This is a genomic window from Streptomyces sp. NPDC037410 (assembly GCF_055602235.1).
Map to the genome: position 1 here is coordinate 341,820 of NZ_JBVJWR010000007.1, position 19,037 is coordinate 360,856.

The 19,037-nt window shown below is 69.9% G+C and carries 16 protein-coding genes and 2 tRNA genes; 11 read left to right on the forward strand and 7 right to left on the reverse strand.

Translation table 11 applies throughout. The features are described from left to right. Nucleotides 1-8: 8 nt before the first annotated feature. Entirely contained in the window at nt 9-2,585 is a 2,577-nt protein-coding gene (gene pepN / locus ACZ7HT_RS14810) for an aminopeptidase N (protein ID WP_471164801.1), read from the reverse strand. 158 nt (nt 2,586-2,743) lie between these two features. Between pepN and ACZ7HT_RS14815 the strand changes: the two genes are divergently transcribed. Next, nucleotides 2,744-3,379: a mycothiol-dependent nitroreductase Rv2466c family protein gene (locus ACZ7HT_RS14815; protein ID WP_471164804.1), complete on the forward strand. Its 636-nt coding sequence runs from the start codon at nt 2,744-2,746 to the stop codon at nt 3,377-3,379. A 111-nt stretch (nt 3,380-3,490) separates the two neighbouring features. Here ACZ7HT_RS14815 and ACZ7HT_RS14820 read toward each other — a convergent pair whose 3' ends face one another. The 3 genes from ACZ7HT_RS14820 to ACZ7HT_RS14830 all read right to left on the reverse strand — a co-directional run bounded on the left by ACZ7HT_RS14820 (nt 3,491) and on the right by ACZ7HT_RS14830 (nt 7,240). Then, the gene (locus ACZ7HT_RS14820) at nt 3,491-4,138 is read right to left on the reverse strand and encodes a superoxide dismutase (protein WP_471164808.1); all 648 of its coding nucleotides are present in this window, start codon (nt 4,136-4,138) and stop codon (nt 3,491-3,493) included. A gap of 163 nt (nt 4,139-4,301) precedes the next feature. After that, nucleotides 4,302-5,714, reverse strand: a complete 1,413-nt coding sequence (locus ACZ7HT_RS14825) for an amino acid permease (protein WP_471164811.1) — start codon at nt 5,712-5,714, stop codon at nt 4,302-4,304. A gap of 116 nt (nt 5,715-5,830) precedes the next feature. Further along, on the reverse strand, nt 5,831-7,240 hold the full coding sequence (locus tag ACZ7HT_RS14830) for an amino acid permease (RefSeq protein WP_471164814.1): 1,410 nt from the start codon (nt 7,238-7,240) through the stop codon (nt 5,831-5,833). Between the two features lie 254 nt (nt 7,241-7,494). On the opposite strand from ACZ7HT_RS14830, the gene ACZ7HT_RS14835 reads away from it, so the two are divergent. Then, nucleotides 7,495-8,088, forward strand: coding sequence for a biotin transporter BioY (locus ACZ7HT_RS14835; RefSeq protein ID WP_471164818.1), 594 nt, complete (start codon nt 7,495-7,497; stop codon nt 8,086-8,088). A gap of 70 nt (nt 8,089-8,158) precedes the next feature. Here the strand turns inward: ACZ7HT_RS14835 and ACZ7HT_RS14840 are convergent, their stop codons facing one another. Next, a complete protein-coding gene (locus ACZ7HT_RS14840) occupies nt 8,159-9,613 on the reverse strand; it encodes an amino acid permease (RefSeq protein WP_471164821.1) in 1,455 nt (484 codons plus the stop codon). Nucleotides 9,614-9,808: 195 nt separating this feature from the next. Between ACZ7HT_RS14840 and ACZ7HT_RS14845 the strand changes: the two genes are divergently transcribed. Then, nucleotides 9,809-10,303 (forward strand): ribose-5-phosphate isomerase, encoded by a 495-nt coding sequence (locus ACZ7HT_RS14845; protein ID WP_471164824.1) that lies wholly within the window; start codon nt 9,809-9,811, stop codon nt 10,301-10,303. Next, complete coding sequence (locus ACZ7HT_RS14850) at nt 10,303-11,112, forward strand: Fpg/Nei family DNA glycosylase (protein ID WP_471164827.1); 810 nt, start codon at nt 10,303-10,305, stop codon at nt 11,110-11,112. Before ACZ7HT_RS14845 ends, ACZ7HT_RS14850 begins: the two co-directional genes overlap by 1 nt. A gap of 35 nt (nt 11,113-11,147) precedes the next feature. On the opposite strand, the gene ACZ7HT_RS14855 is transcribed toward ACZ7HT_RS14850, so the two are convergent. Beyond that, nucleotides 11,148-12,386 carry a GNAT family N-acetyltransferase gene (locus ACZ7HT_RS14855; protein WP_471164830.1) on the reverse strand — a complete coding sequence of 413 codons (1,239 nt, stop codon included), beginning with the start codon at nt 12,384-12,386 and terminating at the stop codon, nt 11,148-11,150. 107 nt (nt 12,387-12,493) lie between these two features. Between ACZ7HT_RS14855 and ACZ7HT_RS14860 the strand changes: the two genes are divergently transcribed. Next, a complete protein-coding gene (locus ACZ7HT_RS14860) occupies nt 12,494-13,639 on the forward strand; it encodes a PP2C family protein-serine/threonine phosphatase (protein ID WP_471164834.1) in 1,146 nt (381 codons plus the stop codon). A gap of 152 nt (nt 13,640-13,791) precedes the next feature. Further along, nucleotides 13,792-13,986, forward strand: coding sequence for a hypothetical protein (locus ACZ7HT_RS14865; protein WP_471164836.1), 195 nt, complete (start codon nt 13,792-13,794; stop codon nt 13,984-13,986). Nucleotides 13,987-14,041: 55 nt separating this feature from the next. Here ACZ7HT_RS14865 and ACZ7HT_RS14870 read toward each other — a convergent pair. Then, a tRNA-Gly gene (locus ACZ7HT_RS14870) sits at nt 14,042-14,115 on the reverse strand. A 132-nt stretch (nt 14,116-14,247) separates the two neighbouring features. Between ACZ7HT_RS14870 and ACZ7HT_RS14875 the strand changes: the two genes are divergently transcribed. The 5 genes from ACZ7HT_RS14875 (at nt 14,248) to clpX (ending at nt 18,908) form a co-directional block, all read left to right on the forward strand. Continuing rightward, nucleotides 14,248-14,324, forward strand: a tRNA-Pro gene (locus ACZ7HT_RS14875). 171 nt (nt 14,325-14,495) lie between these two features. Next, complete coding sequence (gene tig / locus ACZ7HT_RS14880) at nt 14,496-15,881, forward strand: trigger factor (RefSeq protein ID WP_471164839.1); 1,386 nt, start codon at nt 14,496-14,498, stop codon at nt 15,879-15,881. Nucleotides 15,882-16,122: 241 nt separating this feature from the next. Next, nucleotides 16,123-16,740 carry an ATP-dependent Clp protease proteolytic subunit gene (locus ACZ7HT_RS14885; protein ID WP_453222385.1) on the forward strand — a complete coding sequence of 206 codons (618 nt, stop codon included), beginning with the start codon at nt 16,123-16,125 and terminating at the stop codon, nt 16,738-16,740. A gap of 65 nt (nt 16,741-16,805) precedes the next feature. Further along, complete coding sequence (locus tag ACZ7HT_RS14890; RefSeq protein ID WP_030684990.1) at nt 16,806-17,468, forward strand: ATP-dependent Clp protease proteolytic subunit; 663 nt, start codon at nt 16,806-16,808, stop codon at nt 17,466-17,468. 156 nt (nt 17,469-17,624) lie between these two features. Continuing rightward, on the forward strand, nt 17,625-18,908 hold the full coding sequence (clpX, locus tag ACZ7HT_RS14895) for an ATP-dependent Clp protease ATP-binding subunit ClpX (protein ID WP_015033605.1): 1,284 nt from the start codon (nt 17,625-17,627) through the stop codon (nt 18,906-18,908). Nucleotides 18,909-19,037 lie beyond the last annotated feature (129 nt).

The window sequence follows — 19,037 nt, forward strand, 5'->3', positions numbered from 1 at the left end:
CCTACGGCTTACTCCGCCGCGCGGCCATCGCACTCCTGCGCCCGCAGCGCCCGCGCCAGGTCGTCGCGGGCCTCCAGGACGAGACGGCGCAGGGCCGGCGCCGCCGAGGCGTGCTCCGACAGCCAGGCGTCGGTCGCGGCCAGCGTCTCCGGACGGTCCTGGAGCCCCGGGAACAGGCCCCGGACCACGTGGATGCCGATCTGGATCGACCGCTCGTCCCAGACCCGCTCGATCGCCGCGAAGTACTTCTCCGCGTACGGCGCGATCAGCTCGCGCTGCGAGGGCTGCACGAAGCCTTCGATGGTCGCCTCGACCAGCGCGTTCGACAGGGTGTCCGACTCGACGACCTGCGCCCAGGCCTGCGCCTTGACCGCCGCCGAGGGCCGCGAGGCGAGCAGGCGGGTCTGGTGGCGCTTGCCGGTGGCCGTGTCGTCCCGGGCCAGCTCCTCGCCGATCCGGGCCTCGTCCGCGCGGCCGTGCGAGGCCAGCGGGGAGAGCAGTGCCCAGCGCAGCTCCTGGTCGAGGTCGAGGCCGTCGATCTTCGCCGCGCCGTCGAGCAGCCCCTCCAGGAGCTGGAAGTCGGCGTCGGCGGAGGCGGTCGCCGCGAAGAACCGCGCCCAGGTCAGCTGGTGCTCGCTGCCCGGCTCGGCCACCCGCAGCTCGCGTAGCCCGCCCTCGGCGAGCAGCCGCCCGCCCTCCTCGCGCCACGCGGGCGTCGCGTAGAGGGTGACGGCCGACCTCGCCCAGCCGTGCACCATCTGGAGGACGCCGATGTCGGTCTCGCGGCCCGCGAAGGCGAGCGCGACGGAGACGAAGTCCCGGGCGGGCATGAGCCCGTCGCGGGTCAGGTTCCACAGCGCCGACCAGCACAGGGCGCGGGCCAGGGGGTCGGTGATGTCGCCGAGGTGCGCGCGGAGGGTCGCGAGCGAGCCCTCGTCGAAGCGGATCTTGCAGTAGGTCAGGTCGTCGTCGTTGACGAGCACCAGGTCGGGCTTCTCCTCGCCCGCGAGCGCCTCGACGACGGTCCGGGTGCCGGTGATGTCGGCCTCGGCCCGCGCGTACCGCACGAGCTCCCCGCCGGAGAGCCGGTAGAGGCCGACGGCGGCGCGGTGCGGACGCCCCGCCGACGGAGTCGGCTGATCGGGCACAGCGTCGCCCTCCTGGAGGACGGCGAGCTCGGTGATCCGGCCCTCCGCGTCGTAGGTGACGGCGGGGGTCAGGCTGTTGACGCCGGAGGTCTGCAGCCAGGACTTCGCCCAGGTCTTCATGTCGCGTCCGGAGGTCTCCTCCAGGATCGCGAGGAGGTCGGCCAGGCGCGTGTTCCCGTAGGCGTGGCGCTTGAAGTAGCGGCGCGCGCCCTCCAGGAACGCGTCCCGCCCGGCGTACGCGACGAGCTGCTTGAGCACCGAGGCGCCCTTGGCGTACGTGATGCCGTCGAAGTTGAGCTTGGCGTCCTCCAGGTCACGGATGTCGGCCGTGATCGGGTGCGTGGACGGCAGCTGGTCGGCGCGGTACGCCCAGGCCTTGCGGTTGTTGGCGAAGGTCACCCAGCTGTTGGTGAAGCGGGTGGCCTCGGCGTTCACGAAGGAGCCCATGAAGTCCGCGAAGGACTCCTTCAGCCACAGGTCGTCCCACCACACCATGGTGACCAGGTCGCCGAACCACATGTGCGCCATCTCGTGCAGGATGACGTTGGCCCGGCTCTCGTACGCGGCCTGGGTGACCTTGCCCCGGTAGATGTACTCCTCGCGGAAGGTCACCATGCCCGGGTTCTCCATCGCGCCGAGGTTGTACTCGGGGACGAAGGCCTGGTCGTACTTCCCGAAGGGGTACGGGTAGTCGAAGTTGTCGTGGAAGAAGTCGAAGCCCTGCTTGGTGATCAGGAAGACGTCGTCGGCGTCGAAGTACTTCGCGAGCGACTTGCGGCACATCGCGCCGAGCGGGATCTCCAGGTCGCCGCGCGTGTAGCTGTCGGTGACGTAGTGGTACGGGCCGGCCACGACGCAGGTGATGTACGTGGAGATCGGCGCGGTCTCCGCGAACCGCCACACTCCCTCGGCGTCCTGCTCGCCCGCGCCGTTCGACCACACCGTCCAGCCCTCGGGCGCGGTCACCGCGAAGCGGTACGGGGCCTTGAGGTCGGGCTGCTCGAAGTTCGCGTACACCCGGCGGGCGTCGGCCGGCTCGTACTGCGTGTAGAGGTAGACCTCGCCGTCCTCCGGGTCGACGAAGCGGTGCATGCCCTCGCCGGTCCGGCTGTAGGCGCACTGCGCGTCCACCACGAGCGTGTTCTCGTCGGCGAGCCCGTCGAGCGCGATCCGCGCGCCGTCGAAGACCACCGCCGGGTCGAGCGCGCGGCCGTTGAGCGTGACCGCGTTCACCGAGGGGGCGATCAGGTCGACGAACGTGCTCGTGCCCTCGCCGGTGCGGCGGAACCGGATCGTCGTCCGCGAGCGGAAGGTGCGCACCGCCTCGTCGGACTCGCCGACCGCCGACCGCAGGTCGAGGACGACCTCGTACCCGTCGACGGACAGCAGCGCGGCCCGCTCGTGGGCCTCGTCGCGGGACAGATTCTCACCGGGCACGGTCACTCCTTCGTGGCGCGTTCGAAACAGCACCGATCCTCCCATGCGCTGCTGTCACGCGGCACACGGCAATGCCGGAGCGCGGGAATGCGGCCGGACCTCCCGGACGTTCCCCCCTTTCGGCACGACCCCTTCATGCGGCCTTACCGAGGAGTGACATGTCCGAGAGCAGGACCACCGCCGACTTCTACTTCGACCCGCTGTGCCCGTGGGCCTGGATGACCTCCCGCTGGATGCTGGAGGTGGAGCAGGTGCGCCCGGTCGACGTGCGCTGGAAGGTCATGAGCCTGGCCGTGCTCAACGAGAACAAGATCGACGAGGTCCCGGAGGAGTACCGGGAGATGCTGCGGACCACGGCGTGGGGCCCGGTCCGTGTGGTGACCGCCGCCAAGGAGCTGCACGGCGAGGAGTACGTCGGCAAGCTCTACACCGCGCTCGGCACCCGCTTCCACAACAACGGCGAGGCCCCGACGAAGGAGGCGATCGCCGCCGCCCTGAAGGAGGTCGGTCTTCCCGAGGACCTCGTGGAGTACGCCGACAAGGACACGTACGACGCCGAGCTGCGCGCCTCCCACACGGAGGGCATCGGCAAGGTCGGCCAGGACGTCGGCACCCCGGTCATCGCGGTCCCGGGCCCGACGGGCGACGAGGTCGCCTTCTTCGGCCCCGTCGTCACCCCGACCCCGCGCGGCGACGACGCCGCCCGGCTGTGGGACGGCACGCTGCTCGTGGCGTCGACGCCGGGCTTCTACGAGATCAAGCGCACCCGCACGGCGGCGCCCAGCTTCGAGTAGTCGCTTTCGTGCGGCAGACGGCCCCCGCGATTCACGTCATCGCGGGGGCCGTCCTCTTTTCCACCTGCCCGGTGAAGGCTGAGAAGACGATCACGAGCAGGAGCCGGGGGTTCAGAAGGAGATCAGCGGCACCGAGGCCTTCGCCGACAGGTAGCGCCGGTGCACGTCCTGCCAGTCGACGACCTGCCACATGGCCTCGATGAAGTCGACCTTCTGGTTCTTGTACTGCAGGTAGAAGGCGTGCTCCCAGGCGTCGAAGACCAGGATCGGGACCGAGCCCTGGCCGACGTTGCCCTGGTGGTCGTAGACCTGCTCGACGATGAGACGGCCGCTGACCGGCTCGTACGCGAGGACGCCCCAGCCGGAGCCCTGGGTGGTCGCGGAGGCCTTGGTCAGCTGGGCCTTGAACCGGGCGAAGGAGCCGAAGGACGCGGTGATCGCGTCCGCGAGCTCACCGACGCCGTCGGCGGCCAGCGGCTCGCCGCCGCCCTCGCCGGCCTTCGGGCTCGCCATGTTGTTCCAGTAGATGGAGTGCAGGATGTGGCCGGAGAGGTGGAACGCGAGGTTCTTCTCCAGGCCGTTGACCGCGCCCCACTGGTCCTTCTCGCGCGCCTCCTCCAGCTGCTCCAGGGTGTCGTTCGCGCCCTTGACGTAAGCGGCGTGGTGCTTGTCGTGGTGCAGCTCGATGATCTCCGGGTTGATCACCGGCTCCAGCGCCGCGTAGTCGTACGGCAGCTCGGGAAGTGTGTAGATCGCCATGGGCCGTCCCCTCCGAAGGCTTATTGCACATCATGTGCAAGTGCAGGCTAACAGTAGGTGCGGTAGAAGTTGATCAGCCCTCGGGCCCAGGTCCCGGACACGACGAGACCCCCGGACCGAGCGGTGGTCCGGGGGTCTCGCCGAGGAAGGGAGCGGGGAGGGGTCAGGAAGCGCGGCCCGCCCCGGTCATCTGGCGGACGAGGCCGATCGCGGCCAGCACCAGGGTCATCGCCCCCGTCGCGTACAGCTGCACGCGGGTGCCCTCGTCGCGGGCCATCAGGAAGAAGATCGCCGCCATGCCGGCCAGCGCCGCCCAGGTCAGGTACGGGAAGCCCCACATCCGCACGACCAGCTTCTCCGGCGCCTCGCGCTCCAGGCGGCGGCGCAGCGCCAGCTGCGAGGCCGCGATGAAGATCCAGACGACCAGGATCACGCCGCCGATCATGTTGAGCAGCCACGGGAAGATCGTGTCGGGGGACCAGTAGTTCAGACCCACGCAGACGAAGCCGAAGAAGCAGGAGGCGAGCACGGCCAGGCGCGGAGCACCGCCGGAGACCTTGCCGAGCGCCTTCGGGCCGAGGCCGCGGTGGACGAGCGAGAAGGCGATGCGCGAGGCGCCGTAGACGTTGGCGTTCATCGCGGACAGCAGGGCGACGAGCACGACCACGTTCATGATCTGGCCGGCGCCGGGGATGCCCAGGTGGTCGAGCGCGGCGACGTACGGGCCCTTCTCGATGACGGCCTTGTCGTCCCACGGCACGAGCGTGACGATGACGGCCATCGAGCCGATGTAGAAGAGCGAGATGCGCCACATCGCGGTGCGCACGGCGCTCGCGACGCCCTTGACGGGGTTCTCGGACTCGGCGGCGGCGATGGAGACGGTCTCCATGCCGCCGTACGAGAACACCGAGGCCAGCAGGCCGACGATCAGGCCCTCGCTGCCGTTGGGCAGGAAGCCGCCCTGGCCGAAGAGGTTGCCGGTGCCGGGCGAGTCGGTGCCGGGCAGGACGCCCAGGATCGCGAGCACGCCGAGGCCCAGGAAGAGCGTGATGGCGCCGACCTTGAGCGCGGCGAACCAGAACTCGAACTCGCCGAAGTTCTTCACGGCCGCCAGGTTGGTGCCGCAGAAGACCAGCATGAAGAGCGCGACCCAGGCCCACTCGGGGGTGCCGGGCAGCCAGCCGGTGACGATCTTCGCGGCGCCGATGCCCTCCAGGCCGACGGCGACGCTGAGCAGCACCCAGAACGACCAGCCGGAGGTGAAGCCGGCCCAGGAGCCGAACGCCCGCTCGGCGTGCGAGGAGAAGGAGCCGGAGGAGGGGTGCGCGGCCGACATCTCGCCCAGCATGCGCATCACGAGCATGACGAGCAGGCCCGAGACCGCGTAGGCGAGGACGATGCCGGGTCCTGCGGCGGCGATGCCGGCGCCGGAGCCGACGAACAGGCCGGCGCCGATGACGCCGCCGAGGGCGATCATCGACAGATGGCGCTGCTTCAGGCCATGGGTCAGGCCCCCGGTGGGGGTCGTCGCGCCGTCCTTGCGGTCGGCCGGCGCGGGCGCGGTGGTCCGAGACATGGGCGAACTCTGTTCACTAGGTGAGACGGGAGGGTGGCCCACAGTCTGAGGGCCACCACCGCCCAGAGGGAACAGTTGTCCGGTATCCGGGCACAGAGTTCACACAAGGTGAAGATTCAGTTCCGGTTCGTATGCAGCTCCCGCGCCCACGCCACCAGCAGGACGGCCCCGGTCGCCCCCGCCGACCACAGCACCTGCGGCCGCGCCCCGTCGTCGAACAGCATCAGGACGAGCACCGCGCCCATCGCGGCCAGCGCCACCCACGTCAGCCACGGGAAGCCCCACATCCGCAGGCTCAGCGTCTCGGGCGCCTCCCGCTCGATCCGGCGCCGCAGCCGCAGCTGCGAGACCGCGATCAGCGCCCAGACGAAGAGCAGCACCGCGCCGACCGCGTTGAGCATGTAGAGGAAGACGGAATCCGGCCACTTCAGATTGAGCAGGACGGAGACGAAGCCGAAGGCCACCGAGGCCAGCACCGCCCGGCGCGGCACGCCTCCGCTCCTGCTCCCGCCTCCCGAGACCCTGAGCAGCCCCTTGGGCGCCTCCCCGCGCTCCGCCAGTGAGAACACCATCCGGGAGGACCCGTACAGGTTCGCGTTGAGCGCCGAGAGCAGCGCCACGAACACCACCACGTTCATGATCTGACCCGCCGCCGGCACCCCGATCGCGTCCAGGACCGCCACGTACGGCGACTCGCCCGGCTTCATCGACGTCCACGGCAGCAGCGTCACGATGACCAGCATCGAGCCCACGTAGAAGAGCAGGATCCGCCAGACCGCACTGCGCACCGCCCGCGCCACGTTCCGCGCCGGGTCGTCGGACTCCGCCGCCGCGATCGTGACGACCTCCAGACCGCCGAAGGCGAAGATGACCGCCAGGACCCCGGAGACCACCCCGGACCAGCCGTTCGGCAGGAAGCCGCCCTGCCCGGTCAGGTTCGCGAGCCCCACCGGATCCGTGTCCGGCAGCCGGCCCAGGATCGCGAGCACGCCGAGGACCAGGAAGAGGACGATCGCGCCGACCTTGAGCGCCGCGAACCAGAACTCGAACTCGCCGAAGTTCTTCACCGCCGCCAGGTTGGCCAGGGTGAACACGATCATGAAGACCAGCACCCAGCCCCACTGCGGCACGTCCGGCACCCAGCCGTGCGCGATCCTCGCCGCGCCCGTCGCCTCCACGGCGAGGACCACGACGAGCAGGAACCAGTAGAGCCAGCCCACCGAGAACCCCGCCCAGCGGCCGAGCGCCCGCTCCGCGTGCACCGAGAAGGCGCCCGAGGCGGGCATCGCCGCCGACATCTCGCCGAGCATGCGCATGATCAGCATCGCGAGCGCCCCGGCGAGCAGGTACGAGACGACGATGCCGGGTCCGGCGACGGCGATGCCGGCGCCCGAGCCGACGAAGAGACCGGCGCCGATCACCCCGCCGAGCCCCAGCATCGTCAGATGACGCTGCTTCAGGCCGTGGGAGAGGGACTCCGGTTCGGGAGCGAGCGGCTCCCTCTCGGGGGCGAGGGGTTCGTGCATGTGGGGGGCTCGTGCTCTCTGACGGTTTATGGAGACCCCACAGTCTCTCCAGCGAACGCCCCTTGGCGCAAAAGGGACCTCCTGGCATGAGGTCCCAGTGACAAGCGTCACGTGGCGCGAGGTGTGATCGGCGGGCTTTGTTCGATCTCCATGAAACGCTCGACCGCCGCTTTGTCGACGGCTGACGGTGATCGGACGCTCACTCCTGGCATAGCGTCAACCTGTCCCTCCCACCCTCACCCCGCGGAGTACCGATGAGCACCGCCACCGCCCCCGTCCGCACCCTCCGGGCGGGCGCCGTCCTCGCCGACCTCATCCCGGCGAGTCGCGCCCGCGACATCGCCCTGGTCGTCGGCGGCGCCGCCCTCACCGGACTCGCCGCGCAGCTCTCGGTCCCGGTCCCCGGCTCCCCGGTCCCGGTCTCCGGCCAGACCTTCGCCGCCCTGCTCGTCGGCACCGCGCTCGGCGCCCGCCGCGGCTTCCTCGCCCTCGCCCTGTACGCCGTCGCGGGCATGGCGGGCATGCCCTGGTTCGCCGAGGGCTCCTCGGGCTACGGCATGCCGTCCTTCGGCTACATCCTCGGCATGCTCCTCGCCTCCACCGTCGTCGGCGCCCTCGCCCGCCGCGGCGCCGACCGCTCCGTGCTCCGCACGGCCGGCGCGATGGTGCTCGGCTCCGCGCTCATCTACGCGGTCGGCGTGCCGTACCTGGCCCTCGCCACCGGCATGACCCTCGGTCAGGCCGTCGCCGCCGGCCTCACCCCGTTCCTCATCGGCGACGCCCTCAAGGCCGCGCTCGCCATGGGCGCCCTGCCGGCCGCCTGGAAGCTCGTCGGCCGCAAGGGCTGAGCCCCGCCCCGTACACATACGAGAGGGCCCGCCGTTCCCCGGGGAACGGCGGGCCCTCTCGCGTGCGTGGTCAGCGGCTCTCGGAGAGCTCCGCGAGCTGCTCGGTCTTGCCGAAGCGCTGGCGGACGACCGCGATCGCCATCACGAGCGCGGCCACGAGCAGGGACAGCACGACCTGCTCACGATTGCTGCCGCCGTCGACGACCATGTAGCCGAGGACGCCGACGATCATGACGATGGTCGCCCAGGTCAGGTACGGGAAGAGCCACATCTTCACGACCAGCTTCTCCGGCGACTCCCGCAGGATGATGCCGCGCATCCGCAGCTGGGTCACGCAGATGACCAGCCAGACGAAGAGGGCGACGGCGCCGGAGGAGTTCAGCAGGAAGGCGAAGACGGTGTCCGGCCACTTGTAGTTGAAGAAGACCGCGACGAAGCCGAAGACGACCGAGCCGAGGATCGCGGCCGTCGGCACGCCCCGCTTGTTGGTCTTCGCGAAGGCCTTGGGCGCGTCACCGCGCTGACCGAGCGAGAAGGCCATGCGGGAGGCCGTGTAGAGGCCAGAGTTCAGGCAGGACAGGACGGCCGTCAGGACGATCACGTTCATGATCTGGCCGGCGTGCGCGATGCCGATGGAGTCGAGGGCGGCGACGTACGAGCCCTTGTCGACGATCGACTTGTCGTTCCACGGCAGCAGGGTCAGGACGACGAAGATCGAGCCCAGGTAGAAGACGCCGATCCGCCAGATCACGCTGTTGGTGGCCTTGGTGACCGCCTTCTGCGGGTCCTCGGACTCGCCGGCGGCCAGGGTGACGATCTCGCTGCCCATGAAGGAGAAGACGACCATCAGGACACCGGTGAGGACCGCGCCCGCGCCCATCGGGAAGAAGCCCCCGCTGTCGGTGAGGTGCGCGAATCCGGCGCCCGGGTTGTCCGAGCCGGGCAGCACGCCGAAGACGGCGAGCAGGCCGATGACGACGAAGGCGCCGATGGCGACGACCTTGATGCCGGCGAACCAGAACTCGAACTCGCCGTACGAGGCGACGGAGCCCAGGTTGGTCGCGGTCAGCACCACCATCACGATGAGCGCCCAGCCCCACTGCGGCACGGCCGGGACCCAGCTCTCCAGGATCTTCGCGCCCGCGGTCGCCTCGACGGCGAGGACGACGACCCAGAAGAACCAGTACAGCCAGCCGATGGTGAAGCCGGCCCAGCGGCCGAGCGCCTGGTCGGCGTAGGCCGAGAAGGAGCCGGAGGACGGCCGGGCGGCGGCCATCTCGCCGAGCATCCGCATCACGAAGACGACCATCGCGCCGACGAGTGCGTACGAGAGGAGGATCGCGGGACCGGCCGCGGCGATGCCGGAGCCGGAGCCGACGAAGAGACCGGCGCCGATGACGCCGCCGATCGCGATCATCGACAGATGGCGGTTCTTGAGTCCGGCCTTGAGGCCGTCGGAGGACTGCGAGCCACCGGTGGTGCCGGTCTCCTGGCCGTCCTTCGTCAGGGTCGGTTGCGTGTTCACAGACGCTTCCTCGTGTGTGGGGGGCGCTCGGGTCGCGAGCCAGAGCATTGAACCCCGTGAACAGGGATGATCGGAAGACCTCATTCCGGATCGTTGTACGGGCGACCTCGCGAAGTCGAAGGTCCGTACCAGGCCGGGTGAAGCTCCCGACCCCGATGCCTGCTACCCGGGCCCTGGCGTGCCACACTCGGCATCATGCGCGTCTATATCGGTTCCGACCACGCCGGCTTTGAACTAAAGAACCACCTCGTCGAGTGGCTCACGGCACACGGCCACGAGCCCGTCGACTGCGGCCCCCACATCTACGACGCCCTCGACGACTACCCGCCGTTCTGCCTGCGTGCCGCCGAGAAGACGGCCGCGGACCCGGACAGCCTGGGCATCGTCATCGGCGGCTCCGGCAACGGCGAGCAGATCGCCGCCAACAAGGTGAAGGGGGTGCGCGCCGCCCTCGCCTGGAGCGAGCAGACCGCCGCCCTCGGCCGCGAGCACAACAACGCCAACGTGGTCTCCGTCGGCGGCCGGATGCACACCCGGGAAGAGGCGACCAAGTTCGTCGAGATCTTCCTGAGCACGCCGTACTCCGGTGACGAGCGCCACACCCGCCGGATCGACATGCTCACCGCGTACGAGACCACCGGCGAGCTCCCCCCGATCCCCGCGCACCACCCGCAGGAGCCGACCGCCTGATGCCCGAAGGGCACACCATCCACCGGCTGGCCGCCGACCACCGCGAGCGGTTCGGCGGCCGGCCCGTGCGCGTCTCCAGCCCCCAGGGCAAGTTCGCCGACTCGGCGGCCCTGCTCGACGGCACGACCCTGGAGACGACCGAAGCCCACGGGAAGCACCTCTTCCTGGGTTTCCCCGGCGACGAATGGATCCACATCCACCTGGGCCTCTTCGGCAAGGTGAACTTCGGCGACGCCCCGGCCCCGCCGCCCACGGACACGGTCCGGCTGCGGCTCGCCAACCCCGAGGGGTACGTCGACCTGCGCGGCCCCACCACCTGCGCGCTGATCACGGACGCCGAGAAGCAGGCGATACACGACCGCCTCGGCCCGGACCCGCTCCGCGAGGACGACGACCGGGCGAAGGCCTGGCACCGCATCTCTCGCAGCCGCACGACGATCGCCGCCCTCCTCATGGACCAGAAGGTCATCGCGGGCGTCGGCAACGTCTACCGCGCCGAGGTCCTCTTCCGGCACGGCATCGACCCGTACCGCGCGGGCAAGGACCTCACCGCGGGGGAGTGGACCGCGATCTGGGAGGACCTGGCGGCCCTCATGCGCGAGGGCGTCCGCCTGAACCGCATCGACACGGTCCGCCCCGAACACACCCCCGAGGCCATGGGCCGCCCACCCCGCGTGGACGACCACGGCGGCGAGGTCTACGTCTACCGCCGCGCGAACATGCCGTGCCACATCTGCGGCGACGAGATCCGCACGGCGAACCTGGCGGCCAGAAACCTCTTCTGGTGCCCGGGGTGCCAGCAGCGCTGACCCGTGGGCGCTGCCCGACCCGTTGCCGCCCCGCCCTAGAACCCGTGCGGTAGCCAGGGGGCAACCGGGGACCCGAAGGCCGCGGACGCCTCGACCAGCGCCCCGTCCCGCAGCTCCCGCACCCGCCCTGCCGAGGCGAGCGACACCAACGAGGCCCCGCCCAGGTACGCCGCCCCCAACTCCCGCACGGACAGCGCGAGATCGGGCGCATCCCCCGTACGCACACAGGTCGCCCCCTTCGCGTCACCCGTCAGCCGCCACCGCCCCTCGTTCCAGGGACAGAACGCGTCCGCGACCTCGAACACCACGTCCACCGGCGCCTGGTACGTCCGCGCCTCAAGCGCCGCACCCACCTCCACGAGCCGTACGAAAAGACTCTCCCGCAGCGTCGGCGCGCAGCGCCGGACGTCCGACACCAGGTGCTGCCACGCGTCGTCCACCGGCCGGTTGTGGATCTTCACCTTCGCCGTCAGGTCCACCGAGCACAGGAAGCGCCACAGCGCCGCCTCCGCCACCGCGTCGAGGCCGGCCAGCTGGTGCACCGAGACGGAACCGTCGGGCCCCGCGGAGGACCAGTCCGGCTTGATCGCGTAGTGCGCGTACCCGACGACCGCACCGCCCCGCTCGGCCAGCAGGCACATCCGCGGCGAGGCCCCTCCCCGGTCGCCCGGCGGGTCGAGCAGCGCCTGCCGCTCCCAGCCGGGCCGTCGCGCCAGCATCCCGGGCCGGCCGGGGACCAGCTTCGCGTACACCGCCTCGGCCGCGTCGAGACCCTCCTCCAGGCTCGTCACCCGCAGCGTCACGCCGTCCACGCCCTCGGGGCCCGCCGGCACGCTCAGCCGCACCCGGTTCGTGTCGATGGTCGCGTGCGCCGCGTACGTCGCCGCGCCGTAGCCGAAGCGGCCGTAGATCTCCGGCTCGGAGGCCGTCAGGACCGCCAGCGGCTCGCCCCAGCTCCGTACGTCGTCCAGCTGCCGCCGCATCATCGAGGTGAGGATCCCGCGCCGCCGGTGCGTTCCGGCCACGCTCACCATCGTCACCCCGGCCGCCGGGACCGACGCCCCGCCCGGCACCGTGAGCCGGAACGTGAACGCCCCCGTCGTACCGACGCACAGATCGCCGTCCCAGGCGCCGATGAAACGGTCGAACTCGGTCAGGCCGCGGTACAGCTCCCGCTCCTCCGGCGCCTCGGCCACGCCTCCGAACGCGAGCTCGAGGACTCCGTACCAGCGCTCCCACTCCGACGGGTCGAGAACCCGCAGTTCAGTCGTCATATGCCATCGATATCAGCGGCGCGCGTCCGGGGCGACCCGATTTCACGCACATTGTCACCGGGGTACCCCCTGCACGATGTCCGACGGGATGGATAGGGTCCAGGCCAATGGGACAGCGAGCCGGAGTGAACTCGTACGCGGCCCGGACACGCAGGCGCGTGCGCCGGGCCCGCGTCGCGCTGCGCAGGTCCGCCGTCGACTACTTCCGCGGCGACGGCGCCGACTGGCTCGCCTTCGCCGGACTCCTCGTGATGATCCCCGCCATCGCGTGCGGGAGCCTCCTCGACCCCGTCTGGTGCGCGCCCGCCGCGCTCGTCCTGCCGATCGTCGCCGGCGGGCTGCTGCTGCGCCCCGCCAGCCTGCTCGCCCTGTACGCGGCGGCCGCGGGCGCCCTCATCGTCGAGTCCGTCGTCCTCGGCCCGTACACCCAGGGCCCGGCCAGGGTCACCCCCGGCACCGTCCTGGTCGTCGCCGCCTGCGGACTCTTCGGGCTGCTCATCGCCCAGTTCCGCGCCCGCGTCGGCGTGCCCTGGCGGCGCGGCGGCACCATGCTCTTCGACCTGCGCGAACGCATCCGGGTCCAGAGCGCCCTGCCCCGGCTCCCGCAGGGCTGGCACCGCGAGATGGCGCTGCGCCCGGCCGGCGGCCAGTCCTTCTCGGGCGACTTCGTCGTCGCCGCCCGCACCCACGGCGGGCGCACCCTGGAGGTCGTCCTCACCGACGTCTCCGGCAAGGGCATGGACGCGGCCTCCCGCTCCCTGCTGCTCTCCGGCGCCTTCGGCGGACTCCTCGGCTCGCTGCCGCCGCACGGCTTCCTGCCCGCGGCCAACGGCTACCTCCTCCGCCAGAACTGGGACGAGGGCTTCGCCACCTCCATCCACCTCGTCCTCGACCTGGAATCCGGCGACTACGAACTCTTCTCCGCCGGCCATCTGCCCGCCCTCCAGCTCCACGCGGGCAGCGGCCGCTGGGAGGAGAAGGCCGCCGACGGGCCCCTCCTCGGCGTCTACGACGGGGCCGAGTTCCACCCGGTCAAGGGCTCCCTGCGGCCCGGCGACGTCCTCATGCTCTTCACCGACGGCCTGGTCGAGGCCGCCGACCGGGACATCGCCGAGGGCATCGACCGCCTCACCGGCGAGGCCGACCGCTGCGTCGCCGAGGGCTTCGAGGGCGTCGCCTGGCACCTGATCGAGGCCGTAGCCAAGGACGTCAACGACGACCGCGCCCTACTCCTCCTCTCGCGTCCGGCCTGAACCGCTTCCGTGTGACGTGATCTTCTGCACGACGATTCGTCACCCGGCAGCCAGGGCAGGGGGGTTGATGGCACGATGGAGACAGCGGGGGGTGTTCCGAGACAGGGGCTCCCTGGTGGGCAAGGCGGGACCGACCGAGGGTGTGATCAGTTGTGGCCATTTCACTGTCTGTGGTGTTGCTGTTGGCAATCATCCTGGTGGTGCTGATCCGAGGGGGAAACCTCAAGGGCGGCCCGGCCGTGATCGCGGTCCTCTTCGGCTTCTTCCTCGCCTCCACCGGCATGGCCGACGACATCCAGCGCTTCCTGGACTCGATAACGCAGACGATCGCCGCCATAAAGTTCTGAGCGGCCGAGGGCCCGAAACCAAGAAAACCCCAGGTGGCCTGGGGTTTTCTCGTAGTGGAGCGGGTGACGGGAATCGAACCCGCGTAGCTAGTTTGGAAGACTAGTGCTCTACCATTGAGCTACACCCGCACAGCATCGCGCCGCAGGTCACGAGGACCGCGGCACGAGGAGCATGGTAGCCGGTCACGGGCCGTTCGCGCACACCCGGAAAACAGGGGGCGCCGCACAGTCCCCGTCCATGTACCCTACGTGTCGCACCGACGGGGTGTGGCGCAGCTTGGTAGCGCGTCCGCTTTGGGAGCGGAAGGCCGTGGGTTCAAATCCCGCCACCCCGACCATGACGATCACGCGCTCACCTCGCGCGTTCTTGATCACGTTGTGGGCGTCATCCCGCTTGCGGTTACTATGCAAGCTGCGTGCCCGTGTGTCTTTCTGACCGGGCCGACCCGCCGGAACCGCCACACGCGGCCCCGGCGGATTCCAGGAATCAGCCACAAGGAGACCGAACCGTGAAGAGCGCCGTGGAGACCCTGAACCCGACCCGGGTTCGGCTCACTGTCGAGGTGCCCTTCGAGGAGCTCAAGGACAGCCTCGACGCGGCGTACAAGAAGATCAACCAGCAGGTCACGGTCAAGGGCTTCCGTAAGGGCAAGATCCCGGCCCGCGTGATCGACCAGCGGTTCGGCCGCGGCGCCGTGCTGGAGGAGGCCGTCAACGACGCGCTCCCGAAGTTCTACACCGAGGCCGTCAACGAGGCCGACGTCAACCCGCTCGGCCAGCCCGAGGTCGACATCACCGAGCTGAAGGACGGCGAGCTGCTGGCCTTCACCGCCGAGGTCGACGTCCGCCCGACGATCGAGATCCCGGACTACTCCGGCATCGAGGTCACCGTCGACGCGGTCGAGGTCACCGACGAGGACGTCGAGAAGTCCGTGGAGCAGCTCCGCGAGCGCTTCGCCTCGACGAAGACCGTCGAGCGTGCCGCCGCCGAGGGCGACGTCGTCACCATCGACCTGGAGGCCAAGGTCGACGGCGAGGTCCTGCCCGACGGTGTCGCCAGCGACGTCTCGTACACCATCGGCTCCGGCGAGCTCCTCGACGGCATCGACGAGGCCGTCAAGGGCCTGGAGGCCGGTGGCGAGGCCACCTTCACCTCGCAGCTGAAGGGCGGCTCCGCCGAGGGCAAGGACGCCGAGGTCACCGTCAAGGTCACCGCCGTCGCCGCCCGTGAGCTCCCCGAGCTCGACGACGAGTTCGCCCAGATGGCGTCCGAGTTCGACACCCTCGACGAGCTCAAGGCCGACAGCCGCAAGCGCCTCGAGAACATGAAGCAGTTCGACCAGGCCACCCAGGCCCAGGAGCGCGTCCTCGACGAGCTCCTCAAGCTGGTCGAGGTCCCGATGCCCGAGAAGCTTCTCGAGGACGAGATCAACACCCGCAAGCACAACCTGGAGCACCACCAGCTCGGCCAGATGGGCCTCGACCTCGCGAAGTACCTGGAGATCCAGGGCAAGACCGAGGAAGAGTTCCTGGCCGAGACCAAGGAGCAGGCCGAGAAGGGCATCAAGACGCAGTTCATCCTCGATGAGCTCGTCAACAAGGAGAAGCTCGACGTCTCCCGCGAGGAGCTCACCGAGCACCTGTTCCGCCGTGCCGCCTCCTCCGGCATGAGCCCCGACCAGTTCGCCCAGGCCGTGGCCCAGCAGGGCCAGGTGCCGATGCTCGTCGGCGAGGTCGCCCGCGGCAAGGCCCTCGCGGTCGTCGTCGAGGCCGCCAAGGTCGTCGACACCAAGGGCGAGGTCGTCGACCTCTCCGACGACGAGGACGAGGTCGAGGCCGCCGCCGAGGCCGTCGAGGCCGTCACCGGCGAGACCGAGGTCTCCGAGGACAAGTAAGGGCACCCGCCCCCGGCGGACCCTGTTCCACGGGCCCGTACGCACTGCTGTGCGTACGGGCCCGTGGACGTAACCGGACCCGCTTACACGCCCCCCAACTACCTTGCGCTCCAAGCGAACAGTTCCGGAACCGGGATGGCGTTGTCCGACCTGCGCGTTAGGGTCCATGAATACGAGGGCACTGCCCTCAGAACAAGACGCTGAGACGGCCCGGGGCCGTCGGAGACGAGCAGGTGGATACGTGACGAATCTGAAGCCTTACGCCGCGGGTGAGCCGTCCATCGGTGGCGGCCTCGGCGACCATGTCTACAACCGGCTGCTCGGCGAGCGGATCATCTTCCTAGGCCAGCAGGTCGACGACGAGATCGCCAACAAGATCACCGCCCAGATGCTCCTCCTGGCCGCCGAGCCGGAGAAGGACATCTACCTGTACATCAACAGCCCCGGCGGCTCGGTGACGGCCGGCATGGCGGTCTACGACACCATGCAGTTCATCCCGAACGACGTCGTCACCATCGGCATGGGCATGGCCGCCTCCATGGGCCAGTTCCTGCTCACCGCCGGCGCCCCCGGCAAGCGCTTCGCGCTGCCGAACACCGACATCCTGATGCACCAGGGCTCCGCCGGCATCGGCGGCACCGCCTCCGACATCAAGATCCAGGCCCAGTACCTGCTGCGCACCAAGCAGCGCATGGCCGAGATCACCGCGCAGCACTCCGGCCAGACCGTCGAGGCGATCATCCGTGACGGCGACCGCGACCGCTGGTTCACCGCGGACGAGGCCAAGGAGTACGGCCTCATCGACGACATCATCACGCACGCCGCGGGTGTTCCGGGCGGCGGCGGCACGGGCGCCTGAGCGCCGGCAGCCCGCCGAAGAGCCCCCAGCCCCCTCTGAACGCCACCAGGACGGTGAACACCCAGATGCAGAACAACCTCTCCCCGAGCGGCCTCTACACCGGCGCGCCGATGGACAACCGCTACGTCGTGCCCCGCTTCGTGGAGCGCACCTCGCAGGGCGTGCGCGAGTACGACCCGTACGCGAAGCTCTTCGAGGAGCGCGTGATCTTCCTCGGCGTGCAGATCGACGACGCCTCCGCCAACGACGTCATGGCGCAGCTGCTGTGCCTGGAGTCGATGGACCCGGACCGCGACATCTCGATCTACATCAACAGCCCGGGCGGCTCCTTCACCGCCCTCACGGCGATCTACGACACGATGCAGTTCGTGAAGCCGGACATCCAGACGGTCTGCATGGGCCAGGCGGCCTCCGCCGCGGCCGTGCTGCTCGCCGCCGGCACCCCCGGCAAGCGGATGGCCCTGCCGAACGCCCGCGTGCTGATCCACCAGCCCTCCGGCGGCACCGGCCGTGAGCAGCTCTCCGACCTGGAGATCGCGGCCAACGAGATCCTGCGCATGCGCAGCCAGCTGGAGGAGATGCTGGCCAAGCACTCCTCGACGCCGATCGAGAAGATCCGCGACGACATCGAGCGCGACAAGATCCTGACGGCCGAGGACGCCCTGGCGTACGGCCTGATCGACCAGATCGTCTCGACCCGCAAGAGCACGGCCTCCGCGGAGCGCTGACGCCCGACCTTCCCTCGCCGTGGTTGGTGTGGCCGAATTGCGACCATGTCAACCACGCCAAGGGGGGCCCGAACGGGGGGCCCGGCAAGGTACCGTCGAATATGAGGCACCAGGAGTCGCTGAACCAAGCGCTCCCAGGCGAAGGGGAAGCACCTCGTGGCACGCATCGGTGATGGCGGCGATCTGCTCAAGTGCTCGTTCTGCGGAAAGAGCCAGAAGCAGGTGAAGAAGCTCATCGCGGGACCCGGTGTGTACATCTGCGACGAGTGCATCGACCTCTGCAACGAGATCATCGAGGAAGAACTCGCGGAGACGAGCGAGGTGCGGTGGGAGGAACTCCCGAAGCCCCGCGAGATCTACGAGTTCCTGGAGGGCTACGTCGTCGGCCAGGAGCCGGCGAAGAAGGCCCTCTCGGTCGCGGTGTACAACCACTACAAGCGCGTCCAGGCCGGCGAGAACGGTGGCGCGCAGGGCCGTGACGACGCCATCGAACTGGCGAAGTCCAACATTCTGCTGCTCGGCCCCACGGGCTCGGGCAAGACGCTGCTGGCGCAGACCCTGGCCCGCATGCTCAACGTCCCGTTCGCCATCGCCGACGCGACGGCGCTGACGGAGGCCGGCTATGTCGGCGAGGACGTCGAGAACATCCTGCTCAAGCTGATCCAGGCGGCCGACTACGACGTCAAGAAGGCCGAGACCGGGATCATCTACATCGACGAGATCGACAAGGTCGCCCGTAAGAGCGAAAACCCGTCGATCACGCGTGACGTCTCGGGCGAGGGCGTGCAGCAGGCCCTCCTCAAGATCCTGGAGGGCACGACGGCCTCGGTGCCGCCGCAGGGCGGCCGGAAGCACCCGCACCAGGAGTTCATCCAGATCGACACGACGAACGTGCTCTTCATCGTGGGCGGCGCCTTCGCCGGCCTGGAGAAGATCATCGAGTCGCGGGCGGGCGCCAAGGGCATCGGCTTCGGGGCGACCATCCGCTCCAAGCGCGAGATCGAGGCGAGCGACCAGTTCCAGGAGGTCATGCCGGAGGACCTGGTGAAGTTCGGGATGATCCCCGAGTTCATCGGCCGTCTCCCCGTGCTCACCTCCGTCCACAACCTGGACCGCGAGGCGCTCCTCCAGATCCTGGTCGAGCCGCGCAACGCGCTGGTGAAGCAGTACCAGCGCCTCTTCGAACTCGACGGCGTGGAACTGGACTTCGACCGCCCGGCCCTGGAGGCCATCGCCGACCAGGCGATCCTCCGCGGCACCGGCGCGCGCGGCCTGCGCGCCATCATGGAGGAGGTCCTCCAGTCGGTCATGTACGAGGTCCCGTCCCGCAAGGACGTGGCCCGCGTGGTCATCACGGCCGACGTCGTCCGCAACAACGTCAACCCGACGCTGGTCCCGCGGATCGTGAAGAACGACGGCAGGCACGAGAAGTCGGCCTGAGCCGTACGGACATGAGAGGGGCGGGGGGGGGGGGGGGGGGGGGGGCGCCCCCCCCGCGCGTGACTCCGACGACGAAATGACACAGAACCTCCCCCTTTGGTGTCTTGTTGTCGGGGAGGTGCGCTTCCC

Coding starts and splice junctions, on each gene's coding strand:
- ACZ7HT_RS14820 (WP_471164808.1), bottom strand. CDS start 4,138: ATGGCGATCTACACACTTCCCGAGCTGCCGTACGACTACGCGGCGCTG.
- ACZ7HT_RS14850 (WP_471164827.1), top strand. CDS start 10,303: ATGCCCGAAGGGCACACCATCCACCGGCTGGCCGCCGACCACCGCGAG.
- ACZ7HT_RS14830 (WP_471164814.1), bottom strand. CDS start 7,240: ATGCACGAACCCCTCGCCCCCGAGAGGGAGCCGCTCGCTCCCGAACCG.
- ACZ7HT_RS14890 (WP_030684990.1), top strand. CDS start 16,806: ATGCAGAACAACCTCTCCCCGAGCGGCCTCTACACCGGCGCGCCGATG.
- ACZ7HT_RS14835 (WP_471164818.1), top strand. CDS start 7,495: ATGAGCACCGCCACCGCCCCCGTCCGCACCCTCCGGGCGGGCGCCGTC.
- ACZ7HT_RS14855 (WP_471164830.1), bottom strand. CDS start 12,386: ATGACGACTGAACTGCGGGTTCTCGACCCGTCGGAGTGGGAGCGCTGG.
- ACZ7HT_RS14825 (WP_471164811.1), bottom strand. CDS start 5,714: ATGTCTCGGACCACCGCGCCCGCGCCGGCCGACCGCAAGGACGGCGCG.
- ACZ7HT_RS14845 (WP_471164824.1), top strand. CDS start 9,809: ATGCGCGTCTATATCGGTTCCGACCACGCCGGCTTTGAACTAAAGAAC.
- ACZ7HT_RS14860 (WP_471164834.1), top strand. CDS start 12,494: ATGGGACAGCGAGCCGGAGTGAACTCGTACGCGGCCCGGACACGCAGG.
- ACZ7HT_RS14815 (WP_471164804.1), top strand. CDS start 2,744: ATGTCCGAGAGCAGGACCACCGCCGACTTCTACTTCGACCCGCTGTGC.